Raw genomic sequence first — 13,215 nt, 5'->3', positions numbered from 1 at the left:
TTGAGGTGAAAGATGACTGCCTCCAGCACCGGGCCTATAGCTCAATCGGTTAGAGCAACTGACTCATAATCAGTAGGTCCTTGGTTCGATTCCAAGTGGGCCCACAAAAATGCCTCTCACGTTATGGTGAGGGGCATTTTTGCTAAAGGTGTGCGAGAAGGTGTGTGAAATTAATTGATTCAGGCAGCAAATTAGGCCATGACCCTCCACGATTTTAACAACCTCTCCGACGAAGTGCAGCAGGCCTACGTCTACCGGGTGGGCACCTATCTGGCCCGGCGCTGGGATGACTTCCACCGGGCAGCGCTGCTCTACCAACTACCTGATGGCTTCTACGCCGAGCTGGCCTACGACACGGTGGCGGAAGAGGTCGAGTTCTGCTTTGCCTTCGAAGCCGGCAGCGAAGACGACCGCTTGCCGGACTACGCGGCGTTTGTGAAGCTGCCGGACTGGATGCCGGAAACAGAATGATTCCCTACGGCCAATTCGGTTACGACGTGGGCAACCTGGTGCAACTGCGCTGGCCCGGCCCCGTCTACGTGGTGCGCTGGCGGGGCTGGGTCATGACGCGGCTGCCAAACGGAATGAACCACCGGATGGCCGTGTACTGGCTCGGGCCGCCGCACTGGGATTGTTACTTCGAAGACGAGCTGCGGCCCATCGGGCACCCGGGCTAGTGGTGCTCAAACCACTTCACCACCCAGAGCAGCCCCCATACCAGCCCACACAGCACGGCCACACCCAGCACCTTGGCCCACCAGGGTACATCGTCGTCGTATTGGTTGTGGGGGTCGTAGCGCATGGCGCAATGATACGAAAAAGCCCCGGCCGGTTGGTCGAGGCTTTTTTGCTTCTAATACAAAGCGCCTTAGTGTGGCTGTTTAAGCTATATGTGGAAAACTTCCGGAACTTTTCCTTGTCGTCGGAAAACACAAGAGGTAATTTCCGGAATTGAATAACTGCCCGTCGGCTGCTGCCCCAGCCTTCGGTTCTGCTCTTTCACAACTGCCTTAACGACCCAATCCAATGTAGGCCAAGACGCGAACCCGTAGCAACCCTCCACTGGCCACAAAAAAAGGCTGCCAGTGGCAGCCCTTTTGTGGCGATACCGACACGTAAATGCACGTATCGTTTTCATTGGGATTAGAAGAATTGAAGCTTCTGCTAATCTCGCTTTTCGTTGCCGTGATTCTCATCATTGGCATCTGCAAGCCATCGCTCCTGAAGCGAATCGGACCGGCATTGATACTGCTGGCCAAACTTATCACCGCTAACAAGGAGTAACTCCTTCGCCTAGCCCCTCATTATTCCACTGCGCCAACAGTGAAATGGTGGGGGGTTTTAGCCTTAACGGAAAGGAGCAAATGTAAGCAAAGTGTGGATTTATACTAACAGTTTTTTTCAAGGCTGTTAATCCGTTTACGTCTCTGGTGTTTCCTCAGCTTGGCCAGCAGCTGGTGTCCAACTTATAACATTAGTCGCCACGACAGCACAGCGCAAACGCCGTAGGTGACGATGCCCAGCGCCAGCACCCAGCGGCAGAGCAGCTCCAGCTCGCGGGCAGCGTAGGCCCGGCGCTTCTTGTCGAGTGCATCAGCCTCTTCCCAATTCAAGGTGGTGGGCCCCCAAGGAATGGCCTTCTTCGCCCGGCCCGCCAGCCACCTATCGGGCCACCACGCCGCGCGCGGGTCGAAACTGACGTAATACTGCTGCACGTAGGCCAAGCCGCGCGCCAAGCTCAAGCCCGGGTTGAACTTGAAAAAGAAGTAAGCGCCTCCGATGCTGGCCAGGCCCACGGCCCCAACCCAGAAGGAGAGGGGCGCCCCACTCCAAAGCAGAGGGGCCGAGCACACCAACGCGGCCACCACGTCGAAGGCAATGCGCCACGTCAGCCGTTGCCGGTGAAAGACATCGTGGAAGGTATCGGCCGCTGGGTCTTTATTAAAGTCGCCCACGTCGCGCTTTATCCAGAAGCGCGGGGCATAATAAGCAAAGGCCAGCCCGACGAGCTGGCCCAAGACAATGGCGACGATGAGCCAGGGCTTCACGAGCGCCGGGTATTTTTGGCGCCAACGAAAGCAAATAAGACGAAGGCCGCCAGGGCCGCCACAAAATACAGCGGCCGCGAGGGTGCGTCGGTTTTCGTGACCAGAACCATAATGCCGAGCACGATGCCGGCCACAACGATGCCGGCGAGTGCGCCGAGCCAACCTGAGAGGAATTTCATACCATTAAGAATTAAGAGTGAGGAATAAGGATTAGGAGCGCGTGAATCAGGATTCGCTTACAGCCTTGACCACGCCGGCCGCGTTGATGCGGATGGGGCGCACGTCGTCGGGCTGCTGGTTGCGCCACGGGCAGCGGCGCACGTAGGCGATGCGCCCCTTGGGGAAGCCAGCGATGCACACGCTGTCGCCTTGGTTGCCGCCCAGGCCGTAGTAGTGGGTGTCGTCTTCGCCCACGTACATCGTCACGTGGCCGCCGCCGTCACGGGCCATCACCAGCACGTCGCCCAAGCTGGCTTGCCCGGCGGGTACGGCCGTACCGAACGTGGCCCAGCTCAGCGCCCGCAACGGGTCATGCGGCAGCGGGAAGCTGGCCATTTTCACCACGAAAGACATGAACAGCGCACACCACGGCGTGGCGTCGTGCTTGTAGTAAGAGCTGGCGCCCACGAAAGCGGCCCACGCCAGGATGGCGGGGTTGTCCACATTGGGCCCGGGCGCCTCTTTCACGCCCAGCCAGCGCAGCGCTTCGATGAGCACCTTGGGACCGGTTTTGCCGGCCAGGTAGTTGAATTGTTTGGGGAGCGTAGCCATGGCTTATTCGGTATCACCGGTTTTAATAGTGGAATTTTTGGCGTCGATTTCCGACTTGGGGGCATTGATTTGCGTAGCTGGGCGGCTGGCAAATGCCTTGCCCACCACCTTGGCCGTGCCCAAGCCCAGCAGCACGGCCGCAAAGCCGTAGTTGGTGGTGGCCATGGCGTCAGAGATGCGGGCCGCGCCCTGCATGCACAGCGTAAAGAGTACCACGGCCGTGGCCAGCACCAGCCGGATGCTGAGCACGTTCTCGCTTTCCCAGATGGTGAGAAAGCGGGCAGGCGTCAGCTCGTGCCGCAGCCAGAGCCACAGCAGGAATGCCAATAGGCTCCAGCCAAAGAGCGACCACAAGGCAAACCAGGTAATCGAAGCGGGCAGCGTAATCATGCGGCGGGCTCCTTTCTGCGGCGGCGTGCCACCACGGCGATAACCAGCACCACCCCGCCCACAATCAGCAGCACCAGCAGCAGGCTGGCGTCTTTAATGAAGAGCCAGATGCGCTCCCAGGTGGTCATTTCCTTGCGCACCACCACCGGCCCCGTCTCGTGCACCTCCTTTGCGTACCCGAATTTTTGGGGCGCGCTGGTGACGGTGGTGTGGGGCCGGCCCTGCCGGTCTACCCAGGTGCGCACGGTCAGCACACCCAGCCGCTGCACCAGCGTGTCGCGGCTCAGCTTGGGCCGGGCCGCGAGGATGGCCCGCAACCGTGCCGCGTAGGCCAGCGAGTCCTTGGCGTGCAACTGCGAGGCGGCCGAGCGCATGAGCGAATCGACCAGCGCGTTATCCGTGGCGGCCGTGCTGACGGCGGGCAGCGTGACGGTGACCGTGGCGCCGGGGACGCGCAGCGTGTCGGTTTTGGTCACCACGCGCACCGTCTTGCCTTCGAGCTCCGGATGCGCGGCCACCAGGTTGGTGAGCTGCTGGTCGGGCGGGGTGTCGCGTTTGTATGTGGCCAGCACCTGCTCGGCTTTGGCCACGCGGCGGCGCTGCTGGGCTTCTCGGAAGCCGGCGCAGCTGGTGAACAGCACAACAAACAGGAGGAATACGGAGTGTTTCATACGGCTAGCGTTTGGCGGCCAACGTGATGCGCACGTTGGTCAGGGTTTCTTGGATGGCGGCGTTCTGGGCCGTTTGGCGGGCGTAGTAGTCGGCCGCTGCGGCTTCCGTTTTGGCGTTGGCGGCCAGCACCTGGGCCAGTTGCTCGGCGGCCCGCTTTTCGTGCTCGGCTTTCCACTGCTTCAGCTCGGCTACTTCGCGCTTGTTGTCGGCCACGTCGTTGCGGATGCTGCCGCCCCACGCCGCCACGGCCAGGCAGAAGGTCAGCAGAATGGCCAGCAGCGGGAACGGGATGGTGAGCGAGTTGTCGGGGTTGACTTTGAGGGCAGCCATGAAGCAGGGGTGGCAGAGATGAAGAGGTGGGCCCAGGGCCGGCGGAAGCGGTAGCAGGAAAGCAGAAAATAGTATTCTGTGTAGCTCGGCTTGTATTGGGTAAGGGAAACGGTAGCTTTGACCCCTGCCTTACTTTCTACCAAATGAAAAATCTGTGGAACCGCCTGCGCCAATGGGTGCGCGACTTGTTGAAAGCGGGCCGTTCCGCGTCCCACTACCCCTATCCGCTGCTGGACGAGGAAGACATGCAGAATTTTGAGGAGGGGTTGGCATCGGAGCAGCGGGAAGAGGAACGGGGTTAAGCGGCGCGCACCACAATGCGGTCAATGGAAAGCATTCCCAGCGCCGTCAGGCGCAGCAAGTGCTTGCCGGCCGGGATGGTGGGCGAGGTGTAGCGCACGGCATAAGAACTGGTGCCCGCGTCGGTGCTGATGTCCACCGTGGCCTGCGGCAAGCCGGTCACGTCCACCGTGTAGGTGGTGTGGTAGCCGGCAATGGTGGAGTGAACCAGGTCGAACACGAAGTCCACCGCGGCTTCCAGGTAGACTTCGCCCTTATCGCCTGTGGTGAGCGTGAACAGGCCCGAACCGCCTGCTTCGATGCCGTTGCTGGCCGAGCCAAAAGAGCCGGTCAGCAGCCAAGCCGGGTCGTCCTGCTCGTGTGTGCCGAGGCCCAAGATGCCGGCGCTCACCCGCGCGGGGATGGTGGTCGGGCCGGTGTAGGTTTCGAGCGTGCCCGTGATTTCCACTTGCCCCAGCCAAGCGTAAGCGCCGTACACCGTGCGGCCGACCACCTGAACGTGGTGCTGCGCATTGGGCAGCCCCGCCACCGTAATGACGGCCCGCAACGAGTTGTCCGTTGCCTCGTACACCGTGTCATACAATACGCCATCAACGTACACTTCGTATTTCTGCGACAGCCCGCCGTAGCTCGCGTGCAGTAGCCGAAAGCCGGTGCCGGTGAAGGAGATGCCACGAAAACCGTCTGCGCCAAGCAAATAGGACGCGCCGCCCGGGCCGTCGCCCACGTTGCCCGCCACGTCCCAGGGGCCTGGGAAAGCCGCAATCTTGGGCTCGGACTGGTAGTAAAGCGTCACCGGCAGCGCGGGGGCACTGGTCGTCACGGTAAATGTGCCGGTGCTGGTGGCCGTGCCACCGGGCGTAGTGACCTTGACGGTGCCCGTGGTTTGGCTGCCGCTGAGCGTGGCCGTGACCTGCGTGGCCGAGTTCACCACGAAGCTGGCCACCGCCAAGTTGTTGATTGCCACGGCCGTAGCGCCGGTTAGGTTGGTGCCCGTGATGACCACCGTGCTGCTCACCGCCCCACTCGTGGGAGTGAAGCTGGTAATGGTTGGCGCGGCCGGGGCCGTGCCGCCCGCGTTGGCGAAGCGCCGCGCCCGGTTGGTTTGGAAGATGGCGTTGTAGATGTCTACGTCGCCCATGTTGAACATAGTGCGCACGTCGTAGTGCAACCCGTCGTGGGTGAGGTACGAGGCGGTTGGGATGAGGACGTGCGTGGCGGCGTTGTTGCCCGCCCACACGGCCTGCTGCGCCGGTACTACCGTGTCGGTCTTCACCTCGCCAATGGCCCAGCGCGTAGTTGCGGCGGTCAGAGTGTCGGCCAGCAGCCCATCTTCCAGCGCCTGCGCCTTGGCAGCGTAAGCGGTATCGCCGGCGTCGCTCTCGCCCTGGTTCCACGAAACACCCACCACGTTAGGCGTCAGCCCCTGGCTTGCCAGGGCCGCTTTCGCCTCGTTTATTTCGGTGCGAATCTGCGGGTAGTAGCTCTGCGTGTTGGCCGGGTCGAAGTAGGCAATGCCCACGCCGGAGCGGGCGAACTTGTAGAGGTAGAGCACCTCGGTGGCGTTGAGGTCTTCCCAAGCTTGTGCAATGCCCAGCTCGGGGCCGTAGCACTGGTGGTCGCCGGGAAGCGTCCAGGACAGGTTGTTGACGCCGACTTGCAGCTTCTCCCAGGCGTGGGACGTGGGATTCCAGATTTTAACGCGCTGAAATTCGCGCAGCAGGGCGGGCGTGACGGCGGCCAGCTCCGGGGTGGTGGCAATCAGCTCGCTGTCGGCAATGCCCACCTCGTTGCTCTGGCCCATGAGCAGCATCATCTTGGCGGCGTTGGAGGGAAGCGTGGTGCCCAAAACCGTCACGGCCGCGCCGCTAAACCCGTACTCGGTGGTGGTGCCCACCAGCCGGCACTTCAAGCCCGTATAGGAGCCCGCTGCGATGGCCGGGCCGCCCGCGCCGCCGTTGCCCAGCAGCAGCTCGTACTTGCCCGAGCTGTTGTTGAGGACACCCAGGTGCCAGGTGCCAGCCGTGGGGTGTTTAAATTCCACGGCCTTGCTGGTGTTGTTGGCGGTGGCTTTGGCGAGAATCTGGTTGGCCATGATTAAGCGGGGGTGGCGTCGGTATAAGTGGCGGTTTCGGCGGGCGTGCCCCCTTCCAGGGCTTGCAGGCGCGTGAGGATGTCGGCAAGCAGAAAGCCCAGGTCCACGTCGTCGGCGGCCAGGTGCTTTTGCTGCACGGGGATGCTGGCGGTGGCTTCGGCCGTGGGCGGGTGGGGAACCTTGGCTTTCAGGCGGTCAATGAGGTCGGAGGCGGCCATGCGTTAGGCGGGGGTGGCGTCGGTGAAAGAGGCGGATTCGGCGGGGGTGCCGGACAGCCGGCCCAGCAGGTAGGCATTCAGGGTGGCCTGGTCGGCAAAGGCGGGGTGCGCGCCGTATTGGTTCGCGGCAATGGGTTGAAAGGAGCCCTGCGGCACGTCCGCGCTGCTGACCGGCAGCCAGTGCACGGGGTCGCCCTCCTGGCTGGTCGGGGCCGGGTGGGGCCCATCGGTGCGCGGGTGGAAAAACTGCTCGGTGGCGGCGTCGGGCACGTAGGCGCTCACGTACTGCGTGGTCACGAAGGGGTAGCCCGCCGGCACGCTGACGTAGGGCAGGGCGGCTTTCACCTCTTCCACCTTCACCCACTTGGCCGGCACGGTTTCGCCCGTGCCCGTGGCAAAGCCGCCGTGGCGGGCCACCTGGTACGCTGGCGAAGGGCCGCCGTCGTACTGCGCCACCAGCTTCTGCCCGTACACCAGGTTACTGGTGGGCGTTTCGCGGTAGAACTCGACAATGACGGTCGTGAAGATGCAGCAGGTGCTAAAGTCCAGCTCCTCGAAGACATCGCCCCCGCTGCCCGCGTTGGCTTCGGCCCGGGTCATGTAGCGCACTTCTTTCCAGAGGTCGGGGCGCTGGTTGGGGCCGCGGCGTAACAATGCCGCCAGCGGTGCGCTATCCGTAGGCAGGCCCGTGAGCGCGCCGTAAGAACCCGCGCCGCCGGGCCCAACAGGTAGCCCATCATCGGAGAGATTGAGCGCAGAGGCGTCCATGTCCTCCATCTGCGCCCGTACGTCAGCGGGCGTGATAACATTCAGCGGGTTATCGGGGATGCGCTGAAGGCGGAGAGAAGATAGTTCTGAGCGGGTGCGCCGTACTGCCATACCACAAAGCAGCAACAGCCCACCGCGCGGCCGGAAAGGCTGGCAGTGGGCTGTTTAGCAGAACACCGGGCGGCTTAAATCACCAGGGCCACCGGCGAGGTAATCACCTTCGCGTCGAACTTGCCGAACGCGCTAATGGTGCCCTCGATGGTCTGGGGCTCCTGCTCACCGGTGGGAATCACCTGGCTCAGCTGCAGGGAAGCCGGGCCGCCGTCGGCGCGGGGGCAGATACCGTTCTGGCCGCCGAACCACTGGCCGTTAGAATCGACCGCAAACCAGTGCTTGCTGATGCCGCCGTTCTGGGTTTGGCGGGCCAGCTCGCGGTACACGGGCTTGGTGTTGGTGATTTTCACGGCCCACGACTGATTCGAGGGGATGGGCACGTCGCGCTGGTCCACGCGGATGGTCGAAGCGGTGTTGGCGGCTTTGCTGAACACGCCCACCAACGGCCCTACCCCCGTGCCCGCGGTCAGGCGGGTGGCGATTTCGGTGGCGGTAGGAGCGGCGCTGAACGGCTCGTCAAAGCCGTAGAGGTTGTAGCACGGGCCCACGTTGACGTCCGGCGTGTAGCAATCGCCGGGGTTCAAATCGGGGTCGAAGGCGAACGTGTCGCAGGTGGTCGGCAACGTGGGGTCGTCGGGATTTACAATGGCCATGATGAAAAAGGGGTTGGGGGTTGGGGTGAATGAAAACGGAAAAGGCTTAGCAGCGCGGGCACTGCACGGGAATGGTGGAACCGGCGGGGTCGGGCACCTCGGGCACGAAGTATTGCGCCCGCTCGTCGGCCGTGGCGCTGCGCACGTCGCTGGCGTTGTCGGGGTTGACCATCTGGCAGGCAAAGCAGCCGGTGAAGGTGCCGCTGTCGTAGTAGACCGGCTGGAAGGCCGCGCTGGTGCAGGTGCCGTGGGTGTTGGCGTAGGCTTGTTTGTTGGCGTTGAAGTAGGCCAGGGCCGAAGCGTCGGCATCGGCCTGGCTTTCGCGGCTGCTGAAAAGCCCGGCCGCTATCGTGTAGGCCACGGCCCCGCCCACCTGCCCGCTCGGGCAGTTGTTGCGCGTCACCAGGTCGCTCACTTCCGCCGAGTAGTAGGTGGGCGGAATCGGACAGAGCACCGTGTCGGTTTCAGCATTCAGCACCGAGCGCGTGTTGCTGTAGCCCGCGCTGTAGGGGTTCACGTCGCGCTGGCTCCAGTTCACCAGGCCGCTGTTGCTGCCGTCGTTGGCTTCGGCGCAGGTGCGTTGGAACGTCTGCCAGTCGGGGGCCGTGTCGGAGGTGTCGCCGCAGCGCCAGCCGCGTGGGGCGTCGGCCACGGGGTCGAAGGCGTGCACGGCCAAGGGGGCAGGTGGGCAGGCCGTGCGGGATTGCAGGGCTTCCAGGCTTTCCAGGCTCAGCTGCAGGCTCCAGCGCCCGCCGTCGGGGCCGGCTTCGGTTTCCTTGGCCCCGGTCAGGCGCCAGGGCTCGCCGTCCACCGTAAAGGTTTTGTGGGCCTTGGCGCCCTGCACGGCATCGGCCAGAAAGCGCGGCACCGGCGGCACGGTGGATGTGCGGCTGGCGTAGGAAGCGAAGTAGTCGGTGCGCAGGGCGCCGGTCGTAGCATCCTGGCTGCTGGCCTGCACCTCGCGCGGGGCGGCGTACTGGAGCCCGCCGTTTTCCACGTAGAGCCGCTGCACGAGGCCCGTGCCGTAGGGAATGCCCGACAGCGGGCCCGGGTGCGTCCACTCTAATTTCTGGTAGCCGCTCAGGTTATTGATGGCCACGAAGCGGGCGCTCTGCCAGGCGTTGTCGAGCAGCAGCCGCAGGGGGCGGCCGCAGGGCAGGGCCAGGCCGGCAATCAGCGCGCCGTAGTAGAGAAAGTGTTCCCGGTCGCCGTCGATGACCTTGGCCAGCACCAGGCCCAGGGCGGGCGGGCTGCCGGCGGTTTGGCCCGTGGGCGCCAGGTTAACCAGCACGTCTTCCGTGTCGGCGTCTACGATGGTGGCGCAGTTCAGCCAGGCCGCCTGCCCGGGCGCCCGCAGCCGCGTGAGCACGAACGGCAGCAGCCGGTCATTTGGTGCTGGCAGGGCGTAGGGCTCCCACCCGCCCTGCCCGGAGCGGGCGGCCAGTTCCGGCGCCGGGCCGGGGTGTGCGACGAGGGGGAAAACGTGGGCGTTGAGCACTTAAATGGCGGTTTGCAGCACCCAGCGGAGGGCGTTTATTTCACTCTGATTAGCGCGGGACTGGCGCACATTGGCGTCACCGTCCCACTGGCGCTGTTCCGGCGTTTGGAGGTGGTAAGGCGTTTCATAGTGCGCTTTGGCCTCTGCGGCCAGCGTCTCATTCTGCCCTTGCAGGCGCTCAATCCGCTCCATCAGTTCTTGTTTCGTGCGCATGCGTTAGCTGAATTGGGTGGTGAATGGGTCGGCAAAGTCGCGGTGCCAGGCGGGCGCGGGGCCAGTGGGCGTGAGCGGGGGCAGGAAGGCCGAGAGCGTGCAGGTGCCGGCCAGCAAGTCCAGCTCGGCCTTGGCCAGCTGCCCATCGGGCCCGAGCGAGGTAGTCAGGTGGGTGGTGCCGTCGATGCCCCGCAGCGAGCACAGCGGCACGCTCATGCCTTCCTGCAGGCGCGTCGGGCGCACCGAATCCACAACGAGTGCTTGCCCGGCTACCGTGGCCGACGCAGCCGCCGCCCCGCGGCGGTGGTAGCGGCGCAGCAGCTCGGAGGCCGCCACTTGCTGGTTGGCGTTGGTCAGCGTGCCAGCGGTGTCGGGGGCCAGCAGGGCAATGGCCGAATCGGGAATGGCGTCCCCGCTCAGCACGAGGCCGGCCACGTCGCCGGTGAGGCGGGCGCTGGTTTTGGTGGCTTTGTTCTGCCCTTCGCGGGCGTTCACGCAGCCGCCCATGCCGTAGTCGATGCTGGCCTTGTCGAAGTAAATGCCAGCAGCAGCGTTTTCGGTGGTGGCGTTGCTGACGGTCAATTCCTCGAAGCGCGGCAGCTGGCCGGTGCGGTAGCTGTAGGCCTCGGGCAGGTGGGCGTCGGGCAGGGCCGTGAGGTCCAGCGTCGCGCCGGCGGCCCGGCTGGTTTCGAGGTAGGCGCGGTGCTCGATGCGAAACTTGCCCGTGGCCGGGTCGATGAACCAGCCGCAGTCGTAGAACGCAGCCAGGTCGGCCAGTACCTGCTTGAGGCTGACCAGTAGGCGGTCGGCCGGCTCGCTCGCGCCGTAGCGCTTCACGTCCGAGCCGGCGGAAAGCAGCAGGCGCGGCAGCTCGTTGGCCGCCCCGGTTTCGCCGGTGGCCGGGTTGGGGTCTTGGCTGAACCCCACGCTCAGCCCGGCGGGCGTGGTCGGCAGCAAGGCCGTTTGGCCCGTGGCGGCCACGGTTTGCTGCAGCAGGTGGTGGATGCCGTTAAGCAGGGGGAAGCAGCGGCCGAACTTGAACTGTCCGAAGCGCCACCATAGTGACTTTGAATTAGCTGGTTCTGAATCGCCTTGGTCCACGTTGCGGCGCACGTTCAGGCATTGCCCGCCGTCGGCCTCGCTGTTGAACGCCCCACCCAAAGATGGACCGCCACCCGAGCCCCCCGAACCTGTTACCTTCAGGTAATCGCTGTTGGTGTAGCCGTAATCGGCCGGGGATTGGAAGCAGGGCAGCAGCAGCAGCTGGGCATCGTAAATGGGGCGTGCCGCCGGGTTGTTCGGGTCGTTCCAGTTGCCGTAGTTGCTGATTTTGTAGGGCTTGAACCCGCTAATGGCCGGCGTCTTGACGTAATCAATGGTGTGGTTAACCGTATCTTCTGAGTCAGGCAATACCGTCCAGCCGCGGCCCGACATATCCACTGGGGTGTATTGGGTGCCGGGCGGCACGGGCGCGGTCATGGCCTGGTTCGGCAGCCGATAGCGAAAGAGCAGAATATCCCGGCTGCGAGTGCCTTTTTGGGTCACGCCGCCACTAATCCAGCTCGTGTTTACCAAGAAGGTGGTCCAGCCCTCGGTGTTGAGGTAGTCGGCCTGTTCGTTGGCGTCGATGCGCAGGAATTCGACGAACGTGCCAGCCGCCAATGTAGCCAGCTCGGCCGTTACTTGCGAGCGAGCCCCTGGTGTCGTCAGAAGGTTATACTCTTGGTCGTAATTCTCTAAAAAGAGACGGTAAGCGTCATCTGTAGCCGGGGTAACCGTGGCCGTGCCCTCCTTGTGGTCCCACTTGGCCTCATTGCAGGTGAATACAAATTGCTCCTCGGACTGCCACGGTTCGTAAGGGTTAGGCCTCGTTTCCAGCAGCAGCCCAATGGGCGTGCAACGGTCAGAGCTTTGCTCTATCTGTAGCAGGCGCAGATAGTCAGTACCCTCAAAAGTTAAGGCGCTGAGCTTGCTCCGGTAGTAAAAGGAGCCCTGCGACGAGTCGTCGCCAGGCTCTCGCGTCAGCTTGGCATTACCCTGGCTGCGAGGTGCACACGGCCGCGTGACGCCCCTCCAAATAAAGGAAAAGCGAAGGGTGCGGGTATCAATTGCGAGCAAAGGCAGCGCCATGCTCCAAAAGTGGAGCGAGGCGCTGCCCGGCCGGAAACGAAGGGGCTAGGAGCGGTTATAGTTAGCGACCTTTCCGCTTTTAATGGTAAGAAGCTGCCGCCTGAAATAGTATACCCGTACGCCCATTCTGCGCATTGCTGCGGTTGGTTCGAGCGAAAGCCAGGCGAGGCGGCATCATTCGTTGCCCAGGGCGCCTAAGTTTGCTCCATGCTTGCCCAGCAAACGCCGTTTAACGCTTTTCCCCGCCCGCATAGTGACCCACCAATACCAGCTAGGTAGCTTTGTTCAGCTAATGGCAGTCCACCGGCAAGTCCTGCCTCTGCGAAAAACTTATCCACAAACTAGCAAGATTTAGCGCCTTCGTGCTTTTGGTAGTAGGCAAGCCAAACATGCAAAGAAGCCCCGCCGTTGAGCATTCAAACAGACGCCTATTTGGAAAGTCGTTAAATTTCTATTATGTTTGTGACAGTCAATTAGTTAAATGAATAATTCACCTAACAAAAGCAGCATAAAAGATGAAAGCCAAAGCTTGGCTTTGTATCTTTGGAGTACTCGCGTTACCAAGTCCCCAGACTAACGGCCACCCTTGAAAAAGGGAAGCCCGAATGTCCTGGCAGACAAACGGGCTTCGAGAAGTGTAGGGGTTTTCTGACAACCCTTTTACTTCATGCAAGATGAAAAAGGACCAAGCGAGTACGGATTTTGAGTTACTGCTCAAAGTCCGGATGCCACCGAAGCTCTTTAAATGGCTTTTGTGGTTTCTAGCGGGAAGCGGCACCCTATCGGTGGCCGCAACTCACTGGATTAAGTAGGGCTTAGGCCGTTCCGCAAGGGGCGGCCTTTGTTTTTTTGTAAGGTACGTTACAAAGATAAGGACCGTTCAAATTTATTTCCTAGAAATATATTTGACATACGCAAGCCCGCCGCAACGATTGCCCCGCGCAAAAGGTGGCCCCCGTCGCTTCGCGCACGGTGTACTTGGCAAGGCTTTTAGGGGTTGGCAGGCGGCTTTTTT

The 13,215-nt window shown here is 62.7% G+C and carries 17 protein-coding genes and 1 tRNA gene; 4 read left to right on the top strand and 14 right to left on the bottom strand.

Going from position 1 to position 13,215, the window contains the following annotated elements; translation table 11 throughout:
* The first annotated feature begins 30 nt into the window (after positions 1 to 30).
* From I2I01_RS04450 to I2I01_RS04440, 3 genes are all read left to right on the top strand, one after another.
* Positions 31 to 104: transfer RNA gene (locus I2I01_RS04450), tRNA-Ile, on the top strand.
* 94 nt (positions 105 to 198) lie between these two features.
* A complete protein-coding gene (locus I2I01_RS04445; RefSeq protein WP_196285206.1) occupies positions 199 to 471 on the top strand; it encodes a hypothetical protein in 273 nt (90 codons plus the stop codon).
* Positions 468 to 677: a hypothetical protein gene (locus tag I2I01_RS04440; protein WP_196285205.1), complete on the top strand. Its 210-nt coding sequence runs from the start codon at positions 468 to 470 to the stop codon at positions 675 to 677. Before I2I01_RS04445 ends, I2I01_RS04440 begins: the two co-directional genes overlap by 4 nt.
* Here I2I01_RS04440 and I2I01_RS23390 read toward each other — a convergent pair.
* The 7 genes from I2I01_RS23390 to I2I01_RS04410 all read right to left on the bottom strand — a co-directional run bounded on the left by I2I01_RS23390 (position 674) and on the right by I2I01_RS04410 (position 4,211).
* A complete protein-coding gene (locus I2I01_RS23390; protein ID WP_262895425.1) occupies positions 674 to 802 on the bottom strand; it encodes a hypothetical protein in 129 nt (42 codons plus the stop codon). The two genes, I2I01_RS04440 and I2I01_RS23390, sit on opposite strands and share 4 nt — an antisense overlap.
* 664 nt (positions 803 to 1,466) lie before the next feature.
* Positions 1,467 to 2,048: a hypothetical protein gene (locus tag I2I01_RS04435; RefSeq protein WP_196285204.1), complete on the bottom strand. Its 582-nt coding sequence runs from the start codon at positions 2,046 to 2,048 to the stop codon at positions 1,467 to 1,469.
* Positions 2,045 to 2,227, bottom strand: coding sequence for a hypothetical protein (locus I2I01_RS04430; protein WP_196285203.1), 183 nt, complete (start codon positions 2,225 to 2,227; stop codon positions 2,045 to 2,047). The genes I2I01_RS04435 and I2I01_RS04430 overlap by 4 nt, the downstream gene beginning before the upstream one ends.
* A 46-nt stretch (positions 2,228 to 2,273) precedes the next feature.
* Positions 2,274 to 2,819 (bottom strand): TIGR02594 family protein, encoded by a 546-nt coding sequence (locus I2I01_RS04425; protein WP_196285202.1) that lies wholly within the window; start codon positions 2,817 to 2,819, stop codon positions 2,274 to 2,276.
* A 3-nt stretch (positions 2,820 to 2,822) separates the two neighbouring features.
* Positions 2,823 to 3,209: a hypothetical protein gene (locus I2I01_RS04420; RefSeq protein WP_196285201.1), complete on the bottom strand. Its 387-nt coding sequence runs from the start codon at positions 3,207 to 3,209 to the stop codon at positions 2,823 to 2,825.
* The gene (locus I2I01_RS04415; protein WP_196285200.1) at positions 3,206 to 3,880 is read right to left on the bottom strand and encodes a hypothetical protein; all 675 of its coding nucleotides are present in this window, start codon (positions 3,878 to 3,880) and stop codon (positions 3,206 to 3,208) included. Before I2I01_RS04415 ends, I2I01_RS04420 begins: the two co-directional genes overlap by 4 nt.
* A 4-nt stretch (positions 3,881 to 3,884) precedes the next feature.
* Positions 3,885 to 4,211 carry a hypothetical protein gene (locus I2I01_RS04410; RefSeq protein ID WP_196285199.1) on the bottom strand — a complete coding sequence of 109 codons (327 nt, stop codon included), beginning with the start codon at positions 4,209 to 4,211 and terminating at the stop codon, positions 3,885 to 3,887.
* Positions 4,212 to 4,354: 143 nt separating this feature from the next.
* Between I2I01_RS04410 and I2I01_RS04405 the strand changes: the two genes are divergently transcribed.
* The gene (locus I2I01_RS04405; protein WP_196285198.1) at positions 4,355 to 4,513 is read left to right on the top strand and encodes a hypothetical protein; all 159 of its coding nucleotides are present in this window, start codon (positions 4,355 to 4,357) and stop codon (positions 4,511 to 4,513) included.
* Here the strand turns inward: I2I01_RS04405 and I2I01_RS04400 are convergent.
* From I2I01_RS04400 to I2I01_RS04370, 7 genes are all read right to left on the bottom strand, one after another.
* On the bottom strand, positions 4,510 to 6,606 hold the full coding sequence (locus I2I01_RS04400; RefSeq protein WP_196285197.1) for an IPT/TIG domain-containing protein: 2,097 nt from the start codon (positions 6,604 to 6,606) through the stop codon (positions 4,510 to 4,512). The two genes, I2I01_RS04405 and I2I01_RS04400, sit on opposite strands and share 4 nt — an antisense overlap.
* A 2-nt stretch (positions 6,607 to 6,608) precedes the next feature.
* Positions 6,609 to 6,824, bottom strand: coding sequence for a hypothetical protein (locus I2I01_RS04395; RefSeq protein ID WP_196285196.1), 216 nt, complete (start codon positions 6,822 to 6,824; stop codon positions 6,609 to 6,611).
* Between the two features lie 3 nt (positions 6,825 to 6,827).
* Positions 6,828 to 7,703 (bottom strand): hypothetical protein, encoded by an 876-nt coding sequence (locus tag I2I01_RS04390; RefSeq protein WP_196285195.1) that lies wholly within the window; start codon positions 7,701 to 7,703, stop codon positions 6,828 to 6,830.
* A gap of 74 nt (positions 7,704 to 7,777) precedes the next feature.
* The gene (locus I2I01_RS04385) at positions 7,778 to 8,359 is read right to left on the bottom strand and encodes a hypothetical protein (RefSeq protein WP_196285194.1); all 582 of its coding nucleotides are present in this window, start codon (positions 8,357 to 8,359) and stop codon (positions 7,778 to 7,780) included.
* 46 nt (positions 8,360 to 8,405) lie between these two features.
* Entirely contained in the window at positions 8,406 to 9,857 is a 1,452-nt protein-coding gene (locus I2I01_RS23505; RefSeq protein WP_196285193.1) for a DUF5977 domain-containing protein, read from the bottom strand.
* Complete coding sequence (locus I2I01_RS04375; protein ID WP_196285192.1) at positions 9,858 to 10,070, bottom strand: hypothetical protein; 213 nt, start codon at positions 10,068 to 10,070, stop codon at positions 9,858 to 9,860.
* A 3-nt stretch (positions 10,071 to 10,073) separates the two neighbouring features.
* The gene (locus I2I01_RS04370; RefSeq protein ID WP_196285191.1) at positions 10,074 to 12,200 is read right to left on the bottom strand and encodes a hypothetical protein; all 2,127 of its coding nucleotides are present in this window, start codon (positions 12,198 to 12,200) and stop codon (positions 10,074 to 10,076) included.
* Positions 12,201 to 13,215 lie beyond the last annotated feature (1,015 nt).

Origin of the sequence: Hymenobacter properus, from assembly GCF_015694735.1 — a bacterium.
Taxonomy (GTDB): Bacteria; Bacteroidota; Bacteroidia; order Cytophagales; family Hymenobacteraceae; genus Hymenobacter; species Hymenobacter properus.
The sequence above is the reverse complement of the archived record's forward strand: the minus strand, read 5'-3'. Positions and strand labels throughout refer to the sequence as shown.